Here is a 21786-nt window from a genome sequence, read left to right as displayed (position 1 = left end):
TTCAAAGCCTTCGGGCAGGTCCACCATGCGGCGCCACAGCCCACGCAGCGTATCCATGCTGACCCGGGTCTCGGTGGGCTCGCGCCAATCCTGGTCGATGAAGGGTTTCCAGTCCACCGCCTTGTCGTAGGAAGACTCGGACTTGTCGATGAGGAACGGCATCAGGCTGGCACCGGCATCCAGGCGGGCGCGGCAGGAGGTTTCCATGGCCCGGGCCTCTTCTCCGTCGAGGATCCCCTGCTGTTCCAGGCGTTCCGCATAGCGGGCGCGGGTGGTGGGCATGGACTTGATGCGTTGGTACATGACGGGCTGGGTGGCGGAAGGCTCATCGGCCTCGTTGTGACCATGCCGCCGGTAGCTGACCAGGTCGATGACCACATCCTTCTTGAAGGTCATGCGGTAGTCCAGGGCGATTTGAGTGGCGAACAGCACCATTTCCGGGTCATCACCGTTCACGTGCAGGATGGGGGCGTTCACCATCTTGGCCACGTCGGTGCAATAGGGGGTGGAGCGGGCGTCCTTGAGGGTGCTGGTGGTGAAGCCGATCTGGTTGTTGATGACAATGTGCACCGTACCCTTGGTGGAGAAACCCCGGGTCTGGGACATGTTCAGGGTTTCCATCACCACACCCTGACCGGCAAAGGCGGCATCGCCGTGGATCACCACGGGCAGGACCTCGTCACCATCGCGGTCGTCGCGGCGGGTCTGACGGGCACGCACCGAGCCTTCCACCACCGGACCCACGATCTCCAGGTGGGAGGGGTTGAAGGCCAGGGCCAGGTGCATGGGGCCGCCGGGGGTCTCGATGTCGGAGGAAAAACCCATGTGGTATTTCACGTCACCGGTGCCCGGATGGCGGCGACCGGTGCCCTCGAACTCCTGAAACAGTTCCGCCGGGGATTTGCCCAGGATGTTCACCAGCACGTTCAGGCGGCCCCGGTGGGCCATACCCATGATCATCTCCCGAACCCCCTGTTCACCGCCGCGCCGGATCATTTCGTCCAGCATGGGAATCAGGCTCTCGCTCCCTTCCAGGGAAAAGCGCTTCTGGCCTACGTAGCGATTGTGGAGATAGCGCTCCAGGCCTTCGGCGGCGGTAAGGCGGTCCAGGATGTAGCGCTTACGATCGGCGGTGAAGCCGGGTTCACCGCGCACCGGCTCCAGGCGTTCCTGCAGCCAGCGTTTTTCCGTGGTCTCGGTAATGTGCATGTATTCGGCACCCAGGGTCTTGCAGTAGGTGCTCTTGAGGATGCGGGTGATCTCCCGCAGGGAGGCTTCCCTGGGGCCGAACAGGGAGCCGGTATTGAAGACGGTGTCCAGATCGTCTTCCGAGAGTTCGTGGTGTTCCAGGGTCAGTTCCGGCAGGACGGTGTTGGGTTCGTACAGGCCCAGCGGGTCCAGGTCGGCCTGCAGGTGGCCCAGAAAGCGGTGGGCGTTGATGTACTGGAGTACGCGGACCTGCTTGCGTTCATGTTCCAGGCTGCCCATGGGCAGGCCGCGCTGGGTGCCGGCCTCGGCCATCTGGCGGAATTCCTCGCGGATCCGGCTGTGAATGACCTGGGGTTCCCGGCCGGCTCGGGTCATGTCTTCGAAATATGTTCGCCAGGCCTCCGGGACTTGTTGCGGATCTTCCAGGTAGGTTTCGTAGAGCTGGTCCAGGTAGGCGGCATTCCCGGCATCCAGGTGGGAGGTGTTCCATTGGGCCTGCATGTCGCGGGTTTGGGTCGCTTTGGTCATCGGCGCGTCCGCTGGTGGCGTGAATAGCGTGAGTTTATGGTTTCGGGGGTCCCTATATATGTAGACCTTTCCGGCGTTCTATCCAAGAGGATAACCCCGGATTCGCCCGGTCGCAGGTTTTGATAGACTCCCCGGGATGGATGCTGCCCCCTTGCTTGAATCACTGAACGAAGCCCAGCGCGAAGCGGTGGGTAGTCCCTGTGGTCCCCTGCTGGTGCTGGCCGGCGCCGGCAGCGGCAAGACCCGCGTGCTGGTCCATCGGGTGGCCTGGCTGATCCAGGTGGAGGGGCTCTCGCCCCACAGTATCCTCGCCGTGACGTTCACCAACAAGGCCTCCAGCGAGATGCGTGGGCGGTTGGAAGCTCTGTTGGGCCTTTCCCCCCGAGGCTTGTGGGTGGGGACTTTCCACGGTTTGGCCCACCGCCTGCTGCGTACCCACTGGCGTGAAGCCGGTCTGCCGCAAGCCTTTCAGATTCTGGATTCGGAGGATCAGTTCCGTCTGGTGAAACGGGTGCTCAAGTCCCTGGAGCTGGATGAGGCCCGCTGGGTGCCCCGGCAGATGCAATGGTACATCAACAGCCGCAAGGACGAAGGGGTGCGGCCCGAACACATGCAGGACACCGGCGATCCGGTGAACCGGCAGATGATTCGCATCTACAGCGCCTATGAGGCCGCCTGCCGTCGCGCCGGTGTGGTGGATTTCGCCGAGCTGCTGCTGCGCAGCCTGGAATTGCTGCGGGATACCCCTGATCTGCTGGAACACTATCGCCATCGCTTCCGCCATATCCTGGTGGACGAGTTCCAGGATACCAATGCGATCCAGTATGCCTGGCTGCGGCTGCTGGCGGGAGGGCGCACGCCGGTATTTGCCGTCGGTGACGATGACCAGTCCATCTACGGCTGGCGCGGTGCCCGCATCGAGCATATCCAGAAGTTCTGCCGTGACTTTCCGGGTGCCCGCACCGTACGTCTGGAGCAGAATTACCGCTCCACCAGGACCATCCTCACAGCCGCCAACGCCCTGATCCGAAACAACGGTGAGCGTCTGGGCAAGGAACTGTGGACCGAAGATACCGCCGGTGCTCCGGTCACCCTCTATGCGGCCTACAACGAGCATGACGAGGCCCGCTTCGTGCTGGAGCAGATCCGTGCCTGGCGGGCGGCGGGCGGCGCCTGCCGCGACGTGGCCATTCTCTACCGGTCCAATGCCCAGTCCCGGGTGTTCGAGGAAGTGCTGATCCAGGCCGCCGTGCCCTACCGCGTCTATGGCGGGCTACGCTTTTTCGAACGGGCGGAAATCAAGGACGCCCTGGGGTATCTGCGTCTGGTGGAGAACCGGGAGGATGACACCGCCCTGGAGCGGATCATCAACCAGCCGGCCCGGGGACTGGGGGAGCGGACCCTGGCCCTGATCCGGGGGCAGGCCCGCGAACAGGGCAGCAGTCTGTGGGTCGCCGCCGGCCACCTGCTGGCACAGGGCACCCTGACCGCCCGTGCCGGCAATGCCTTGCGCGGCTTCACGCAGCTGATCGAAGCCATGCAGCAGGCCGGCCAGGGGATCGAACTCCACGAGCAGGTGGAACATGTGGTGGCCCATTCCGGTCTGCGGGAGCACTACGCCCAGGAGAAGGGCGAAAAGGCCCAGACCCGGCTGGACAACCTGGATGAACTGGTCAGCGCCGCCAGGGGCTTCGTGCCCGATGCCGAGGCCCATGGGGACATGTCGCCCCTGACCGCCTTTCTCTCCCATGCCGCCCTGGAGGCGGGGGAAGGGGAAGCAGACCCCTGGGAGGACTGCGTTCAGCTCATGACCCTGCATTCCGCCAAGGGGCTGGAGTTTCCACTGGTATTCCTGGTGGGCATGGAAGAGGGGCTGTTTCCCCACCGCATGTCCCTGGATGAGCCCGGGCGTCTGGAGGAGGAGCGGCGTCTGGCTTATGTGGGCATCACCCGCGCTTGCCGCCGGCTGGTGATGAGTTACGCGGAGACCCGTCGGCTGCACGGCCGGGAGACCTATAACGCCCCCTCCCGCTTCGTTGGGGAACTGCCTACCGAGCTGTTGGAAGATGTCCGGCCCCGGGCCATGATCCGGCGTCCGATACCCGAGAGTCCCGCCCGGCCCCAGGCGCGACCGTCCCCGTTCCGCGCGCCGGCGCAGGCGGGTGGGCTGGCCATGGGCGCCCGGGTGCGTCATCCCAAGTTCGGGGAGGGCGTGATCACCGACCTGGAAGGGCAGGGCAAGTCGGCCCGGGTCCAGGTACGGTTTGTCGGCGGCCAGGGCAGCAAGTGGTTGGTGGTGGGTTTTGCCAAGCTGGAACCCATCTGACACTTTGAACAACAGAACCGAGGTCATCCATGCATCGACGGGATTTCCTGGGCAAGGCCGCCCTCACTGCCCTGGCTGCCGGCGGCGCCCTGAGCGGTTGCGGTATGCCTCAGGGCAGTGACCATTCGGCGCCGGATACCGGCCGTCGCTTTCACTGGCGCATGATCACCGCCTGGCCCCATGAGTCTCCCGGCCTGGGCGCCGGCGCCCAGTTGCTGGCACGGACCATCCATGAGCTGTCCGAAGGTCGCATTCAAATCCGGATCTTTGCGGCAGATGATCTGGTGCCGCCCTTCGAGATCTTCGGTGCCGTCTCCCGTGGTGCCGCCGAGATCGGCCACGGTGCTGCCCATTACTGGCGGGGCAAGAGCGGGGCTGCGCAGTTTTTTACCGCAGTACCGTTCGGCATGAATGCGCTGGAGACCCAGGCCTGGCTGTACGAGGGCGGTGGTCTGGCCCTCTGGCGGGATCTGTATCGTCCTTTTGACGTGATCCCCTTCCCCTGCGGCAATACCGGTGCCCAGATGGGGGGGTGGTTCCGGCGCGAGATCGAGTTCATTGAAGATTTCCGGGGGCTACGCATCCGTGCCGTGGGGCTGGGGGCCGACGTCCTGCGGCGCGCCGGGGCCGAGGTGATCCGCCTGCCTGGTGATGACCTGCCGGAGGCCATGGAGTCGGGGCTGCTGGATGCAGCCGAGTGGATGGGACCCCACGAGGACATGGCGCTGGGCCTGCATCGTCAGGCCCCCTATTACTACCACCCGGGTTGGCAGGCCCCCAGTTCGCAGGTGGAGGCCCTGATCAACCGGGATGCCTACGAGGCCCTGCCCCAGCACCTTCAGATCGCTGTGGCCCAGGCCTGTCGTCTGGTCGGCGAGCAGATGCTCCATGAATTCCTGGCCCGCAATCAGCAGACCCTGGATCGACTGGTGAGTGAGCAAGGGGTTCAGCTGCGGCGTTTCCCGGATGCCGTGCTGGATGATCTGCGCCGGCTGAGCCGGGACATGCTGCTGGAGATGACAGCGGACGACCCCTTCATCCGCCGGGTTCATGCCTCCTACATGGGGTTCGCGTCGGAGATGGTCCGCTGGAAGGAAATTCACTCGATTTGACCGTGCTGGATCCTTCCACACTGGGAGATTCGCCCGACCGTTGCCAGCTCTGCGGTCGGGCCGAAGTGCTTACCCGGCATCATCTGATTCCCAAAACCCGACACCGCAACCGGCGCGCTTATGAATTCAGGCTCTGGCTGAAAGATCACCTGGCGCTTTATGGCGTCAAGAAGACTGTGTTGGCACCGGGTTACCGCTCGCCCGACCAAAACAATGGAGAGCAATAACGTGATCTACGATCCAAGACGCGCGATGGAACTGCTACGGATCGGCTCCCGACACGCCGATGCCACTTTCCGCGAAGGCCAAGAGGACGCTATTCGTCACATCGTCGAAGGCAAAGGCCGCTTGCTGGTCGTGCAGAAGACCGGATGGGGTAAGAGCTTTGTCTACTTCATAGCGACCAAGTTGCTGCGGGAAGCTGGGGCTGGTCCTGCGTTATTGATCTCGCCGCTACTGGCGCTGATGCGAAATCAGATTGCTGCCGCAGAGCGGATGGGGGTTCGCGCCGCCACCATCAACTCCAACAACATGGACGACTGGACGGGAGTCGAGGGCAAGCTGGTCAAGGGGGAGATCGACATTCTCCTGATCTCGCCGGAGCGCCTGGCGAACGAGCGCTTTCGGACGCAGGTTCTGGCCAGCATCGCTGAACAGATTTCGTTGCTGGTCATCGACGAGGCCCATTGCATTTCCGACTGGGGGCACGACTTCCGACCTCACTATCGCCTGTTGGAGAGGATCGTCAAGATACTACCGCCAAACCTGCGACTGCTTGCCACCACGGCAACAGCGAATAACCGCGTGATGGACGACCTTACAGCCGTGCTTGGCCCGAAGCTGGACGTCTCACGTGGCGACTTGAACCGGACCTCGCTTTCCCTGCAAACGATCCGCTTACCCAGTCAGGCTGAGCGCCTTGCCTGGCTGGCAGAGCAACTGACCACGCTGCAGGGCCACGGCATCATCTACACGCTGACGGTTCGTGATGCCAATCAAGTGGCGCAATGGTTGAAGACCCAAGGCTTCAATGTGGAAGCCTACACTGGTGAGACTGGAAATCGCCGAGAACAGCTTGAGCAGGCGCTGCTCAACAACCAAGTCAAAGCGCTGGTTGCCACAACGGCACTTGGCATGGGTTACGACAAGCCGGATCTGGCATTTGTCATCCACTACCAAATGCCGGGATCGGTCGTCGCCTACTACCAGCAGGTTGGTCGCGCGGGACGCGCACTGGACTCCGCCTATGGAGTACTCCTCAGCGGTCAGGAAGAGTCTGACATCACTGACTGGTTTATCCGGACTGCCTTCCCGACCCGACAGGAAGTTGCCGATGTCCTGGGAGCGCTTGAAGACGAGCCCAACGGGTTATCAGTCCCCGAACTGCTGAGCCGAGTCAATCTGAGCAAAGGACGTATCGACAAGACGATTGCACTTCTATCCCTCGAAGCGCCGGCACCCATCGCCAAGCAAGGCAGCAAGTGGCAGCTCACGGCGGCAAGGCTAAGTGAAGTGTTCTGGGAGCGAGCGGAACGCCTCACTGCGCTACGGCGAGACGAGCACCAGCAGATGCAGGACTACGTCAGCCTGCCGTTTGGTGAGCACATGGGCTTCTTGATTGGCGCGCTCGACGGCGATCCAAGTGTTGTCACAGAACCTGCCTTACCGCCATTGTCTACAACCGTGGATACCGAACTGGTCAAAGCTGCCGTCGAATTTCTCCGTCGAACCAGCTTGCCCATCGATCCGCGCAAAAAATGGCCTGATGGTGGAATGCCCCAGTACGGCGTCAAGGGATTCATCGCTCCTGCCCATCAGGCTGAGTCCGGCAAGGCCCTCTGCGTCTGGGGCGATGCCGGCTGGGGTGGTTTGGTTCGACAGGGCAAATACCACGATGGCCACTTTTCTGATGACCTCGTTGCTGCGTGCGTGAAGATGATCCATGAGTGGAATCCGCAGCCGAGCCCGACTTGGGTGACATGTGTTCCTTCACTTCGGCATCCCGAATTGGTACCGAATTTTGCGCAACGCTTGGCTGCTGCGCTGTGTCTGCCGTTTCGTATGGTCATCGCGAAAACAGACGCAAGGCCCGAACAGAAAACGATGGCAAACAGTACACAACAGGCGCGCAACATTGACGGTTCACTCGCACTCAATGGCCAGCCCATTACTCCCGGCCCGGTCCTCCTGGTGGATGACATGGTCGACTCGCGCTGGACGCTGACGGTGTCTGCATGGCTGCTGCGCAAAGGCGGTAGTGGCGCCGTTTGGCCTATGGTCCTTGCTCAGACGGGGCACGACGAATGACGCCAGTCCTTTCACCCAATACCCAGGCGATCCTGCTGCTGACTGCGCCACTCATTGCCGGACGAGGTGCTGTGTCATCGGATTTGCTCACGCCTGGTGAATACAAACGTCTCGCACGTCATTTGCGCGAGATCCAGCGTCAGCCTGCGGATCTCCTCTCGCCGGATGCGCCTGAGATCCTGCGTGCGTGCCAATCGGTGATTGACGAGAACCGCCTGCAGAAATTGCTGGGACGCGGATTCCTTCTGAGCCAAGTGATTGAGCGCTGGCAAGCACGCGCCATCTGGGTAGTCAGTCGCGCCGATGCAGAGTACCCCCGCCGCCTGAAGGCCCGCCTGCGCGAAGACGCCCCGGCAGTGCTCTACGGCTGTGGCGACATGGCTTTGCTCGAAACCGGCGGGCTTGCCGTCGTGGGATCGCGCCATGTGGACGACGCCCTCATCGATTACACCATGGCAGTTGGCCGGCTCGCTGCTCGGGCAGGCAGAACACTTGTCTCCGGTGGCGCCAAGGGCATCGATCAGGCCGCCATGTGTGGTGCGCTCGAGGGGGGAGGGAAAGTTTGTGGTGTGCTGGCGAACAGTCTGGAAAAAACCACCATGAACCGCGAGCACCGTAACCTGCTGCTCAATGGGGAACTGGTGCTGATTTCGCCCTACGACCCGAGTGCCGGGTTCAACGTCGGCAACGCCATGCAGCGGAACAAGCTGATTTATGCATTGGCAGACACCTCACTGGTGGTCAGTTCCGATCTCAACAAAGGTGGCACTTGGTCGGGTGCTGTCGAGCAGCTTGACAAACTCAAGTTCATCCCGGTCTTCATTCGATCGACGGGCGAGTCTTCCGCAGGATTGAATGGTTTGCGAAAGAAGGGTGCTCTTCCCTGGCCGAATCCGCAAGACGTGGATTCGTTCGAGGATGTTTTCAACGTGGAGATGCCAACGCCGCCGGCATCCCCACAGGTTGGTTTTGCGCTGTTCTCGAACGAAGAGTCATCGTTGGCTGACGCCAAGCCAACGGCTCCAGTGCCACGCAATACGGCTCCGGTGCCCCAGAACGAGATTAAGCCATTTGCGATGGTCGATGTTGTTTCCGATACGCAGCCACCCGCTCCACCATTGGAAAAAGCGCCGTCGGCCACGCCAGAGGCAGTAGCGCTACTAGACGGTGCCGAGAAACCTCGGCAGCCGGAATCTACCCCAGCAGAAATGCTCTTCGCTGCCGTTCGTGAAGCAATTGAGCAGCTATTGAGTACGCCGATGAAAGACGCAGAAGTGGCTGCAGCGCTGGACGTGTCAAAAACTCAGGCCAAGGCGTGGCTGCAGCGCCTGGTCGACGAAGGCGTACTGGAAAAGCAGAAGAGGCCTGCGGGTTACATCGTCAAGCAAAAGCGGCTATTCGAGTAATCGATAAAACGGTTACGCCCCTGTCATAGCCAGATCCATCGGGTAGGACCACTCAGCCGTAGATCACCTGCGCGTCAACTGCAAGGACATTGAGGCGTGTCTCACCTGCGATCTGGACGAGTTCGACGACAGCCCGTTCAGGGATGAGGTGCAGGCGTTCATGCCGGTGCCGAGAACCAAGGCGGAGGAATGATGGCCGCAATCAGGAGAAGAGCATGAGCCAACCCTGGTCCTATCCCGGCGCACGCTGGTGGAAGTTCGATTTCCATACTCACACCCCGGCTTCCAAAGATACGAATGCCTGGCAAGCCGCCATCGGCACGTCCGATGAACTGACGCCGCAAACCTGGCTGCTCAAGTACATGGCCGCCGAGATTGACTGCGTGGCGGTCACCGACCATAACACGGGTGAGTGGATCGACAAGCTCAAGACTGATTATGCAGACATGAAGCGCCAGGCCGACGCTGGAACTCCGCCTGTCGGTTTCCGTGAATTGCACCTGTTCCCTGGCGTGGAAATCTCGGTGCAGGGCGGCTTTCATATATTGGCGATCTTCGACCCGTCGGCTACCAGCCAGACCGTCAGCGACCTGCTGGCGAGGGTGGACTACCAAGGCACGCGCGGCGACAGCGATGGCGTCACTCGAATCGGTGCCGCCCAGGTGGTGGAGCGCATTCTGGCGGAGGGCGGTCTTGCCATTCCGGCACATGTAGAGGGTGACAAGGGACTGCTGCAGGTCGAGCCCGGCACGCGCAAATGCCTGCTGGATACCATCACGGTCAAGCAGGTTTTGCAGGAACCCGGCATCCTGGCCCTGGAGTGGGCAGCATCTTCCAGTCCTACGCCGATGGTGCTGGACGAACTGAAGCTGCGCTTTGCCAGCGTGGTCGGCAGCGATTGCCACAGCTTCCAGGGTGCGGCTGTTCCAGGGTCGCGCTACACCTGGATCAAGATGGCCAAGCCCAGCCTGGAAGGCTTGCGCCTTGCGCTGCTGGATGGGCAAGAGATTTCCGTTCGGCGCAGTGATGAAAGCAGCGGTTTTACGCCGTTCAACACGCCCGAGCATTTCATCGAGTCGATTGAAATCCGCGAGGCGCGCTATATGGGGCGCGGCAGCTTGCCCGCCAGCTTGCCCCTCAACCCCTACTTCAATGCCCTGATCGGCGGACGCGGTACTGGCAAATCAACCATTGTGCATGCCCTGCGTTTGGCCTATCGGCGGGAGCGGGAGCTGTCACCTGCCTCGGAAGCGGGGCAGACCTTCAACCGCTTCAACAAAATCGCAAAGACCCGCAACGACGAAGGCGGTTTGCGCGCGGAAACCGCCATTCACGTGCAAGTGCATCGTGATGGCACGTCCTATCGCCTGATCTGGCGGCAGGATGGCCACGGGCATGCGGTGGAAGAATGGGACGTCGTCACAGCTGGTTTCAAACCCTCGGTCAGCCAAACCATCACCGAACAACGCTTCCCGCTGCGCTTGTTCAGTCAGGGGCAGATTGCGGCCTTGGCCGGCGACAGCCAGCAGGCATTGCTGAAGGTGATCGACGATGCGGCTGGCACGCAGTCGCAGCAGGCTGCCTTCGAAGAGGCCAAGCGTGCTTTCCTGGCCGCTCGGGCACAGATGCGCGAGCTGGAAGGCAAGCTGCAAGGGCGCGAGTCGTTGACGCTTTCCCTGCAAGACATTCAGTGCAAGCTTGCCCGCTTCGAGGGTGCTGACCATGCGGCGGTATTGAAGAACTACCAGCGCACCAGCCGACAAAGCCGCGAGCTGGAACGTCAGTTTGAAGCTTCCGCCGAACTGGCTGCCCGCTTGAAGGACGTTGCTGCAGACTTGCTGGCGGAAGACTTGCCGGAGAGGTTGTTCGATGCCGCCGAAGACGGTCCAGCACTGAGTCTCGTCCAGGCGCTACACGCGGCCATCGACAAAGCGAGGCAGGAGGTCGAAAGCGCGGCTGCCGCGCTGCGGGAGCGCGGGCAAGTCCTGCGCGGAGAACTGGACGCATCGCCCTGGTTTGCGCGGATCGGTGTGGCCGAGGCGGCTTACGCTCAGCTCAAGGCCGATTTGCAGCAACAGGGGGTCAGCGACCCCAGCGAGTACGGCCGTCTGGTGCAGGAAAAACAGCGGCTGGAAACTGAGTTGAGGCGGTTGGAGGCCTTGCAGAAGCAGCACGCGAATCTGCGCGAAAAAGCCAAAGCGTTACTGGAGCAGGTGCAGTCCGCCCGCCGCGCCATCAGCGCGCAGCGCAGCGCGTTTCTACAGGCAACGCTGCACGGCAATCCCTTTGTGCGGATTGAGCTGATCCCTTACAGCCGGGATGCGCAAGGCATCGAGCACTCATTGCGGGAGGTGCTCGGCGCTGCTGACGGCAAATACGTGGACGACCTGTATCAGGCGCAAGATGGTGAGTCCCCCAAGGGGCTTGTAGCGGACCTGCTGGGCACGGTTGATCTTATCGAGCAGCCGGGAGCATGGGACACAACGGCCTTTGAGCAGGCGTTGCTGGCGCAAAAGAAGCGCCTGTTGCAGGCATGTGGTGGTAGCGCGGAGTTTGGCGGGTGGTTCAATAGATTCCTGAAAGCTGAGGCCGACAAGCGCCCTGAGTTCGTCGATCACATCCTCTGCTGGTTCCCCGAAGACGGTTTGCAAGTAGAGTACAGCCGCAAAGGCGATGGTCGGGACTTTCAATCCATCGGCCAAGCTTCCGCCGGACAGCGCGCAGCCGCCATGCTGGCCTTCCTGCTGGCGCACGGCAACGAGCCGCTGGTGCTCGACCAGCCCGAGGATGATCTGGACAATCACCTGATCTACGGCCTGGTGGTCCAGCAAATTCGCAGCAACAAACTGCGCCGTCAGCTCATCATCGTGACCCACAACCCCAACATCGTTGTCAATGGTGACGCGGAGCTGATTCATGTGCTGGACTTCAACCACCAGTGCCATGTGAAGCAAACCGGCTTCTTGCAGGACAAGACCATGCGCCGGGAAGTCTGCCAAGTGATGGAGGGTGGCGAAGAGGCGTTCGAACGGCGTTATCAGCGCCTGGGAAGGGAGGTTTGACGTGTTCGATAACATTGCCGACTTGCTTGACAAGATTCGCCTGGGGGAGGACTCCTATCTGGAACTGAAGGAAGTGCGCTTTACCGGTCCAAAGGTATCGGCACCCCATAAAGATTCCCTGGCCGATGAACTGGCGGCCTTTGCCAACAGCCGTGGCGGTGTATGCGTGCTGGGCGTTGATGATACCCGGGAGGTGCTTGGCATTCCCCTTGAGCGTCTGGACTTGGTGGAGGATTTCGTCCGGCAAATTTGCCTGGACAGCATCACCCCACCGCTGACGCCAGTGATCGAGCGCCTGACCCTGCCCAGTACCTCTGGCGAACAACTGCCGGTTTTGAAAGTCGATGTCACGGGCAGCCTGTTCGTGCATAAAAGCCCTGGTGGTTATTTGCACCGCGTTGGCAGCGCCAAGCGCGAGATGGCACCGGATTATCTGGCACGATTGTTCCAGCAACGCAGCCAAGTCCGCATTATCCGCTTCGACGAGCAGCCGGTGCCCGGCGCCACGCTCGACGATCTGCCGACGACCTGTGGCAGCGTTTTGCCAGCCCCCGCGTGCAGGACTCGCGCGAGGTGCTGCTGGACAAGCTCGCCATGGCGCGTTCCGATGCCGACGGAGCACTTCGCCCTACGATTACCGGCGTGCTGATGGCGAGTACAGACCCCCGCCGCTGGTTGCCGAATGCCTTCATTCAGGCCGTGGCGTATCGTGGCACCGAGGTGCTGCCGCAGGGTGACACGGCCTATCAGCTCGATGCCCAGGACATCACAGGGCCGCTCAACGTCCAGGTGCTGGCGGCCTGTCACTTCGTCCGCAAGAACATGCAGGTCTACGCCATTAAGGATGAGGGCCGGCGTGATTTGCCGCAATACGACATGACGGCCGTCTTCGAGGCGTTGGTCAATGCCGTTGCCCACCGGGATTACTCCATCCACGGCGCCAAAATCCGTCTGCGGATGTTTGCGGATCGGCTTGAGCTGTATTCTCCCGGCGCCATCCCCAATACCATGACGGTGGACAGCCTTCCCTACCGTCAGGCCGCCCGCAACGAAGCCATCACCAGCCTGCTGGCCAAGTGCCAAGTGCCCGCGGCTGACAAAGCCATAACAGGTCGCGGCGCCATGATGGATAAGCGTGGCGAGGGTGTTCAGATCATCCTGGATCAGAGCGAACGATTGTCCGGCAGGCGCCCGGTGTACCGGTTGATTGATGATTCCGAGCTGTTGTTGGTCATCCCGGCAGCCGTACCGCCCGAAGCGGATGAATAAGATGAACGGGATGCATTCACTAACGGTAGATCTACTCCACAATCGCCTTCAACAATGCATCACGCGCATCCTGGTAGAACTGAATATCAATCTTGGTTGCCATATCATCCGATAAATCATAGAGCTGTCGCCTTGAAGTCACTGGCATCAAAAGCGTACTTGCTCCTTTCTCCACAGCTAATTCGGCGATGTTTACAGCGCTGCTGATGGGCTCAATAGACCCGCCTAAATTAATTTCTCCAACCACGATCAGGCCGCCTTTTATAGACTTTTTCAGCAAACTGCTACACATCGCGATCAGGGCGGCCATGCCAAGCTTGGAACCACGCCTTGCAGCATCGAAAGCACGAAGCTGAATGGAGAACTCGTGAGCACGCGGGTCGCGGTCACCGATCAGCTGTCCAGCACGTGAATACAGGTTTTGCTCGGCATAGCGTACCGATTCCTTGAATGCCGGGGGTGCTGGATTGTTGAGGATCTTAACCCCAGAGCCTGGTCCTTCGTTGACCTCGATACGGTACAGGCCGGCATTGTCTTCAATGTCTGAGCCGCCTTCACTGATGGTCCAGATCTGACCCGGCTCCAGCGGGTCATCACCGATCTCATTGTCAGCTCTGAGCTCGGGCGTTGCTACGAACTTCTCAATGCCGTCATCACCAATGAAGTAGCTGAAATGGGTATTGCGGAACTCGGCTGCGCCCACACGCTTTTGCTGTTCCTTGACCCGTCGGCGTACTTCAAGGCCAAGACGGGTAGCCCACTCCAGATCCTCGTCGGAGATCGGCATATCCTGGCTGGGATACATCAGCTTGAGCAGGCCAGACACCGTCTTGTTGACGGCATTGGTATCACGGCCACTGAGTGCACCGCCGAGATGGACACGGTTTTGCAATGCCGACACGCGGCTCTCGAACCTGAGCCGGCTCATGCACTCGGAGAAAAAATCACTCACCAGACCGAAGTGGTCCGTGGTCAGTTCCCTGCTCATCTTCGGCACATCCCAGCCAGGCAGGTAACAGTGGATACGGTCCATCCAGGCGGTGTCATCGCGCATTTCGGCCGGCAGCGGGCCAAACAAATGCCCGATCCGTTGTTGGTGCTCGACATCCACATCAAAATTGCCGACAAACACCATGGAGCCATCGGCACGGATACTTTCCTTGCCACGGCTGAACTCACCGGACTCCATGTAGCCCTTCATGATGTTGATCCCTTCCTTGGTGTCAAAGGAGATCCCGCTGACCTCATCAAAGCAGACCACATCGTACTGGCAGACCAGACCACGCTGACCATTGGCATTGTTAACGAACATCTTGGCGATGGTCGCCTTGCCACCGGAAATCAGGTGAGCATAAGGTGACACCTGCTGAAATAGATGGCTTTTGCCGGTTCCCCGCGGTCCCAGCTCAACCATGTTGTAGTTGCGCTCCACGAAGGGCACCATTCGTAGCAGGATGGCATCCTTGTCACGCTGGGTCAGCGCGTTGGACTCCAGACCAATGGAGCGAATCAGAAAGTCACGCCATTCCTCACTACTGAAGTTGCTACGCGCCTCAGCCAGAATGTCCAGCACATTGCGCTTGGACATCTGAATCGGCCGCAGCTCCGATATGCCGAAAGCGTTGCCCTTCTCCTCGGCAATCACACTGTCATATTCCAGGGTGACCTCGGCATAAAAACCACCGGTCAACAAGCGCTCGTTGTCATCGACAATCTTGTCAGGGATGCGTACACGGTTCAGGTTCAGGCTGGGCAGGCTGGCCAGGTAACCGCCTTCCTTTTCCACGAAACGCACACTGACAATATCAATCAGTTTGGCCGAGCCTTGTTTATAGGCCCGGGCTTTGAACAGCTCCTCTTCGCCGGCACGCACGGTTCGGGAGGACAGTTGACGCTGAACGATCTCAAGTCCTTCCTCAATCTCCTCTGGATCGGTCGATGCACAGTAACGCCCCAGCATAAACTCGACCACATAGGTCGGCACCGGAAACTGGCGGGCAAAGGTTCGGACCAAATCCTTACGGACCAGGTAACCCTCGAAGGCTGCAGCCGCCTTGTGGTCCAGCGTATCCATTTCCACCTATTCGCCTCCTACCAGTGTCGGCTTCTTCGCCAGCACATGACCTTGATCATCCAGCAATACCAGTACCGCCGAGCTGCCCTCAAACTGGTCGTCCACCATCAAGCTGCATTTGCCCTCTTTGAGCGGCTTGCGCTTGGTGATTTCTGAATCAGGGTCACCGGGGTGAGTTCTCAGTACCGCCAACACGCCTTCAGCCTGGGTCTCAGCCTGAATCTTGCAGATCAGGCCCAGCCAGCGAATATCCGACAGGGTCGCAGTGACGGCCGGTACAGCAACGGCTGACTGTGCACTGCGTATTTCAATCACGGGCGTCAGGCACTCCTGCAAGCTCAAGCCGCCGTGGTCATAGTGCTGGCCGGCCTTGAAGCTGCAGACACCAGGCGCCATGGCGATACTGACAGCACTGTTCCAGTACCAGCCCACTTGCTGATAGCCCGTATCCACAGAGTCCTTGATGACCGCGCAACGGCTCCAACGGGTCTCGGTCAGGTGCTTGGGCAAATCAACTTTCGACATCGGCCGGGGGGTGAGTACCCAGCCGTGGTCGGTGACAATGCGGATCTTCCGCCAGCCGGCGGCAATCAGTTCCTCGCTTCGCTCGACCACCTCATCCAGCAAGGTATCGATGCGAGCAGCCAGTTTCAAACCTTTAACATGGCCTTCCTTGTCGATATCGCCACTTTGCAGCCAGGCATTCGACGAAGGATCACCGGCATCACCTTCTTCCAGGTATTGCCAGCCTTTCTCTTGCAGCAGCCTGCGAAGATGGTGGGCGGAAAAGTCCTTGTCACCATCCGCAAGGCTCGGTTCAAAATCCCGATCCGTCACCCGCCCGGTCAAGCGATCATGCACGGGCGTTATCGCCGCCTTGGCCGTTGCCGTCACGGAAGGCAATGCCGCCCAGCTCGAGCCAAGCTGGACGTCGCCCAGGCCTTGCAGCTTCTCGCTCAAGCGCTGAGCCGTATCAAAGCGCAGGCCATCGACAAAAAATACCGCCTCACCCGCCATGGCATAATCCGCCGTGGCTTCATTGGCACGATCCAGGCCCGGATAGCCCTTGCTGTGCACCAGGTTCTGAAAGTTGCGTGTGATGCCATCCAGCCAAGGGGTATAGATCAAATCCAGAAGGCCTTGCACCAAACCCTGTTGCCCAGAAGTCAGCGGATAGGCCAATGCGCGCAGGGCGTGATCATCCGCACGCCAATAGTGGTCCCGATACTGGCTCGCCATCTCCTCGGGATCAGCACCGGAGAACGTGGTTGACGTGGCTTTGGCGACCTCGGCCAGATGCTGCAGCACGCCCGCCAGGGGAGCCATGCCCAGGGCATGCCATACCCAGTCGCGGCGCTCCGCATGGTGGCTCTCAAGGTGTGTGATACCCAAGCGGGCCTTGGCCGGATCAAGCTGCAGCAGCCCGTTCAGGTCGTGCTCAAGCTGTTGCTCCTCACTGGCGTTTATCGCCGGGTAACTGGCACCACTGGCCGCAAGATCCGCCCGTACCTTCAACAGCAGGTGCGGCAACCGGGGGTAGTGGTTGCATGACTCCAGGAAACGCTGCCAGACCCCTTCCCAGACACCCTGACGCTGGCACAGCAGTTCTGCCGCGGTGAGTTCGCCATCCTGTTCGGGGTGGAAGTGGAATTCAGTGTCGCAAATGCCGACCAGGGCTTGCCAGCGTGAAGGCTCCCAGCGCTCCCGACAGGCCTGGCTGTCATTCATCCAACTGAGCAAGTCACGCACCGGATCGCTGCTGACCAATTTATTGAAGTCCGCCGCTTCCAGGCGGCGATTGCACAGATCATCGCGCTCACTCGTGAGAATGTCAGGCAGCACGCGAAGCATAACCTGCTGGGTCTTATCATCTTTAGCTACATCGAGCCCGGCACCCCCGTTACTCGATACTAAAAAAGCATTGACCGTCCAGTCTCGGCCAGCATTGCTGTATATCCACCAGCAGCCACGGTACTGAAGTTCAGCCAACGGCTTGAGTGACTCCGGGCACGCCGAAATTGCCCGCAAATCACGCCGCTCATAGCCCGGCAGATAGACAATGGGCGTTCGGTCGGAGGGCAACTCAACACCTGGCAAAACACCTTCGACCACACACTTGATCCAGATGGCCGGCCCGGTTTTACGTTCGGGGGTATAGTCACCCAGCACAATCAGTTCTGGCAAAGCAGCCTGCAGCAGAGGCAAAGCCGACTCCCACTGACGTAACTTGTCGGTCCAGAGAATGACCTTGGGCGCGACTTGCACGTTGGAGTTGTAAGCGGCGCTGGCGCGGACTTCCTGGGCCAGCAGGTCAATCAGTTTCATAGCAGTCCCTGGCGGTTGGCTTCGTACCAGACAAAGGGCGATTTCTTTTTCAGGTAGTCGGCAGGCAGTTTGTGTTCCAGGTAATCCTGATACCAGCTGGTACGCAGCGCACGACACTGGGGATCATCAAGACCAAGCTGTTCAATGGTTTCCTCAACCAAACGCATAGCCTGGGCAGGTAGATTCGGATTTGGGTAAATATGGCCTGTGGAAAGCTGCAAACGGAACAGGTCAGGCGCCAGATAAAAAGGATCCAGCACATCACTGTACTCACGTTTACGACTGTTCATTGTGGTACAGGCCAGTCGGTAATTCTTCCACTCATAGGCCAAACCGGCATTGGCTGACTTGGCGATGAAGTGATCGACACTGCCGCCCCCCATTACCCGCTCGAAGTGCACGCCAAGATAAGCGCAAATCCCGCCATACGCTTGGTACAGATCAGTTAAGCAGTCACGCCAATAGGGCGTTATCTTCGCATTCGGAGGCAAGGGCTGATTCAGGGAAAATCCCTTTCTCTGAAGATGCGCCAACCCCTTTACCCTCACCTGCGCATCAAAAGTGCGAGGCTCTGGCTGTTCCGCAACGGGGATCATTGCAGCCACCCCTGCTTCTCCCCCACATAACGCCATCTGATCCAGAACGGGTCGGTATCCCCCAACAAGGTGCGCAATTTAGCGTCGAGGGTCTTTGCCAGCTCAGCATCAATGACCTCTTCCGACAGGATTCTTGCGGCCTGCTCCAGGGTTTCTTCGGCTTCCAAAGACCTGGCGCTGCCCAAGTCAAACGCTTCGCTGGTGAGCCAGCGTGATGCATCTCCATGGCGGACAAACGGGCGCTTGCGCAGTACCACATCACCCTTCTCAAGATCCAAGTCAAACCAGGCATCCCTGCGCTCATCAAACAGCGGCTCAACCGATGCCATGATCAACGGGGAATGGGTGGCGGTAATCAGTTGCACGTCAGGGCGTTTGGTCAGTTGCTTCATCACATCGAGCAGCGCAGGCACGATGGTTCTTTGCCAACTCGGGTGCAGGTGGGATTCGACCTCGTCAATCAGGAACACCACCTGATGGGTCGGTTCTTCACCCAGGTGCTCGGCGGCCTTGCCATGCTCCAGCCAGGCCCATACCAGAAAATAAGCCAAGGCCATTACCCGCTTCATACCCGAAGAGGCGTGCAGCACCAACACATCCTGCTTATAGGGCATGGTGATGGTGGGTATGTCCCTGACGTCATCCAGGCTCAGTTTGCCCAGCTTGCCGGGCACCATGGCTTCCCTTTCGTTGGGTGACAGCGCCTTGAGCACTTTCTTCAGTAACTTGAAGGCTTTGCCATCTTCCTTCTGCCACGTCGCCCAGTCCTGGATCAGGCCATTGCAGAGCACACTGCCCTCTTCCTCCAAGCCATCCCACACATCAACCGGGCTGAAGACAAAAGCCGGGCGGCGCTCCTGAATGTCCACATTGTTTTTGGTCTGCCAGTAGTTGCGGGCAGGGTCCCAGACGGCAAAGCTGCCGTCACTCATGGCATACAGCACCAAACCAGGGTTGGCCGGGCGACCGGATCGTCCGGTCCAGGCTTCTTCACGGCGCTGATAATTGCTGCTGTAGCGCTCATCCTTACTTTTTGCGGTAAAGCAAAAGCTGATCTCACCGTCCTTTTTTGCGTGGGGACGGACTTTCTTGCCCACTGTCAGGCTGCTGTTCAGCTCTGCCGGCCACTTGCGGGTCATCGACCACCAGGCAATGTCCAGCAGAAAGCTCTTACCCAAGCCGTTATCGCCGGTGATCAGGTTTAGACGCTTGCCAAAGTCCAGATCCATACTCGACGCGGGGCCGACGTTGGTCAACGTGAGCTTCTTAAGCATATTTCTCTCCGGCAACAGCCAGTTTTACTGGGCTCAAACTCACAGTCATTGGCTGAAATCCCGCAAAGGATAGGTGTCCATCACGGCCTTGAATTGCGCTCATTGTGCAGCACCTAACATCCAGAATGAATTATTGCCCATCTGACACCATCGACGGTGACTTTTCCATCATCCATGCAACCTGCCTGTCTGTTGTTCTGTTCGGTCGGGGGCAACTCAATACCTGGCAAAACACCTTCGACCACACACTTGATCCAGATGGCCGGCCCGGTTTTACGTTAATGGACAAGGCCATGAATTGGGGCATGGCGCACTCATCACTCGTGAAAACTTATTTTCAGAAGTCAATCAACTATCTCAAATGCACCATCGAACAAGCCGTGAATAGTGGTCCAGAAGGGACCAAAACGACCGTCGGCGTCTTTCAGCAGATAACCATCGACAAAGTGGCTCAACTCTTCATGAGTCAGATTTTCATCCAAAAAAGGGGCAATGGCCGCAGAGCGCATGCTGACAAGTTTTGGAATATCAAGTCCAAGACGCTGAATCGTTGCTAAAGCAGCAGCATCATTTTCACGCGGAAAGATATGGCCATCCGCTGTGTATAAAAAACGCGCTTCACTGTCTGGAGAGGTGGGCGATACCAGCAAGTGCGCATCAAACCAGTCCCCTTTAAGATTGCCACAATGCCTGGGCACTCCCTTGTCCAGCTGGTTCTGACAGGAGCAAAGCAAGTTTGCGTAATCCAACGGATCAACGTCGGCCAAGTGCTGCGGCTTAAAGTGCTCAATATGTGAATCGTCATCGCTGAGCTGACGCTCGCAGTAGCAGCAGAGATAGCCTTGCTCTTGCATCAGTGCAGCCTTCACTGCTTGCTTTTCTGCCCCTCGGAGATCATCGTAAGTTGGTGTCCAGTCGGGGTTCTCAAGCGCTTTCCAAGCGGAAAAAACGCCTGGTTCACGCCCCTTCACAATGTATTTCATTTTCCGATCAGTTCCTTGCGTCTAATCAGCACGGACGCTTTGACCAATTCCGGGTCAGCGCCAATCCTCTCTTGTAACGCCGCCAGCTTAACCTGAGCACTCGCCAGTTCCCCCTGTTGGATAAGCGCATGCAGCTTTCTTAAATCATGATGAACCGCATCGGGCCTGGTGGTCTCAAGCCCCATGATGTCCTCCAGGATACGATCCACACTTTTGCCGTAGGACTCAGCGACAGGAACGACCTCCAGAGCACCATCTTCCATTTTTAGTAGATGCAAGTGTTCTGGCTGGATATGAGTAATCACATGGGGTGAATGCGTCGATACCAGAAACTGGCAATTGGGAAATACTTCACGCAAACGGGGTATCAGAATCCGTTGCCATTTGGGGTGAAGGTGAAGATCGATCTCATCGATCAGGATGACACCATCACCTTTTAACGGGTTCTTACGCATCGGATTAGCAATCGCCAGTCGACGTGCCAGGTCGCCAATCATTGCCATCAGACACTTTTCCCCGTCTGACAACTGGTTGACGGTCAAGCGCCGGCCTTTCTTTTCAACCTCCATGCGCAAGGGTTTACGGCGTACCGTGAGATTGCCAAAGTCCGGCATGAAGATCGCCAGTGCTTGGCGAACGGCCTCTAACTGGGGATCAGGAAAGGTATACCCGTCAGGCTTGATCAGGTCAGCCTGATAGCGACGGTTTTCATTTTCCAAATCTTCCCGCTCACGAAACCACTCAAAGAAAGTTCGAAAGTTGGCGCCACTGGTCAATGCGCCTTCGTAGGCATCCAGTAAGCCAAATTGGTGCTTGTTGCGAATCCGCAGGGGGATATCCAATACCGCTCGATTGACCGGGTAGTAGGCCAGCACCGGTATATTCACCTCGCCTGAGCTATCGGAAATCATTGCCTGATAGCGCTTGGCAAGTTCCGTCGCATTTATCAGGATGGATGCATGGTCTTTGCGACTATAGCCAGACCGTGTTTTCGCCAGACTCCATTTGAAATGGCTGGTGTCATGGCAAACGATCTCGATGGTAGCTGCCGAGGTGCCATTACGAATATCGCTCTCATCTATTGGGCGACCGGATGCTGAAGTCGAACGTATTCTGTTTGCCAGCCAAGACAACAGAATGGCTGTCGCATCGAGAATGCTGGATTTGCCTGAGCCGTTCATCCCTACAAATACGTTCAAATGTTCGTCGAGACGAATCGGAAGATTCCTGGCTCCCCTGAAATTCAATAGTGTAAGCTCAGAAACGTGCACTGGTACTCTCCAATTCCAACGGATCATCACGATGTCGGGCTGGC

15 protein-coding genes are annotated in these 21786 nt (G+C 59.1%); 8 read left to right on the top strand and 7 right to left on the bottom strand.

The window, feature by feature from the left end:
• Positions 1–1737, bottom strand: a 1737-nt coding sequence (locus LQ952_RS00415) for a thiamine pyrophosphate-dependent enzyme (protein WP_430733748.1), incomplete at its 3' end; no start/stop codon positions are given.
• A gap of 136 nt (positions 1738–1873) precedes the next feature.
• Between LQ952_RS00415 and uvrD the strand changes: the two genes are divergently transcribed.
• From uvrD to LQ952_RS15960, 8 genes are all read left to right on the top strand, one after another.
• Positions 1874–4063, top strand: coding sequence for a DNA helicase II (gene uvrD, locus LQ952_RS00410; RefSeq protein WP_238620571.1), 2190 nt, complete (start codon positions 1874–1876; stop codon positions 4061–4063).
• Positions 4064–4092: 29 nt separating this feature from the next.
• Positions 4093–5175, top strand: coding sequence for a TRAP transporter substrate-binding protein (locus tag LQ952_RS00405; protein WP_238620570.1), 1083 nt, complete (start codon positions 4093–4095; stop codon positions 5173–5175).
• A complete protein-coding gene (locus tag LQ952_RS00400) occupies positions 5172–5402 on the top strand; it encodes a hypothetical protein (protein ID WP_238620569.1) in 231 nt (76 codons plus the stop codon). Before LQ952_RS00405 ends, LQ952_RS00400 begins: the two co-directional genes overlap by 4 nt.
• A 1-nt stretch (position 5403) precedes the next feature.
• Positions 5404–7482 carry a RecQ family ATP-dependent DNA helicase gene (locus LQ952_RS00395; protein WP_238617185.1) on the top strand — a complete coding sequence of 693 codons (2079 nt, stop codon included), beginning with the start codon at positions 5404–5406 and terminating at the stop codon, positions 7480–7482.
• Positions 7479–8888: a DNA-processing protein DprA gene (locus LQ952_RS00390; RefSeq protein WP_238620568.1), complete on the top strand. Its 1410-nt coding sequence runs from the start codon at positions 7479–7481 to the stop codon at positions 8886–8888. Before LQ952_RS00395 ends, LQ952_RS00390 begins: the two co-directional genes overlap by 4 nt.
• 215 nt (positions 8889–9103) lie before the next feature.
• Positions 9104–11950 carry a TrlF family AAA-like ATPase gene (locus LQ952_RS00385; RefSeq protein ID WP_238620567.1) on the top strand — a complete coding sequence of 949 codons (2847 nt, stop codon included), beginning with the start codon at positions 9104–9106 and terminating at the stop codon, positions 11948–11950.
• Position 11951: 1 nt separating this feature from the next.
• Positions 11952–12599 carry an AlbA family DNA-binding domain-containing protein gene (locus tag LQ952_RS00380; protein WP_238620566.1) on the top strand — a complete coding sequence of 216 codons (648 nt, stop codon included), beginning with the start codon at positions 11952–11954 and terminating at the stop codon, positions 12597–12599.
• A complete protein-coding gene (locus LQ952_RS15960) occupies positions 12506–13219 on the top strand; it encodes an ATP-binding protein (RefSeq protein ID WP_238620565.1) in 714 nt (237 codons plus the stop codon). Before LQ952_RS00380 ends, LQ952_RS15960 begins: the two co-directional genes overlap by 94 nt.
• 31 nt (positions 13220–13250) lie before the next feature.
• On the opposite strand, the gene brxL is transcribed toward LQ952_RS15960, so the two are convergent.
• From brxL to LQ952_RS00345, 6 genes are all read right to left on the bottom strand, one after another.
• Positions 13251–15293 (bottom strand): protease Lon-related BREX system protein BrxL, encoded by a 2043-nt coding sequence (gene brxL, locus LQ952_RS00370; RefSeq protein ID WP_238620564.1) that lies wholly within the window; start codon positions 15291–15293, stop codon positions 13251–13253.
• Between the two features lie 6 nt (positions 15294–15299).
• Entirely contained in the window at positions 15300–17618 is a 2319-nt protein-coding gene (pglZ, locus tag LQ952_RS00365) for a BREX-1 system phosphatase PglZ type B (protein ID WP_238620563.1), read from the bottom strand.
• The gene (locus LQ952_RS00360) at positions 17615–18223 is read right to left on the bottom strand and encodes an HNH endonuclease family protein (protein ID WP_238620562.1); all 609 of its coding nucleotides are present in this window, start codon (positions 18221–18223) and stop codon (positions 17615–17617) included. Before LQ952_RS00360 ends, pglZ begins: the two co-directional genes overlap by 4 nt.
• Positions 18211–19488: an AAA family ATPase gene (locus LQ952_RS00355; protein ID WP_238620561.1), complete on the bottom strand. Its 1278-nt coding sequence runs from the start codon at positions 19486–19488 to the stop codon at positions 18211–18213. Before LQ952_RS00355 ends, LQ952_RS00360 begins: the two co-directional genes overlap by 13 nt.
• Before the next feature lie 344 nt (positions 19489–19832).
• A complete protein-coding gene (locus LQ952_RS00350; RefSeq protein WP_238620560.1) occupies positions 19833–20471 on the bottom strand; it encodes a retron system putative HNH endonuclease in 639 nt (212 codons plus the stop codon).
• The gene (locus LQ952_RS00345; RefSeq protein ID WP_238620559.1) at positions 20468–21742 is read right to left on the bottom strand and encodes an AAA family ATPase; all 1275 of its coding nucleotides are present in this window, start codon (positions 21740–21742) and stop codon (positions 20468–20470) included. The genes LQ952_RS00350 and LQ952_RS00345 overlap by 4 nt, the downstream gene beginning before the upstream one ends.
• Positions 21743–21786 lie beyond the last annotated feature (44 nt).

This window comes from Ectothiorhodospira lacustris, assembly GCF_022227785.1.
GTDB lineage: Bacteria > Pseudomonadota > Gammaproteobacteria > Ectothiorhodospirales > Ectothiorhodospiraceae > Ectothiorhodospira > Ectothiorhodospira lacustris.
The sequence above is the reverse complement of the archived record's forward strand: the minus strand, read 5'-3'. Positions and strand labels throughout refer to the sequence as shown.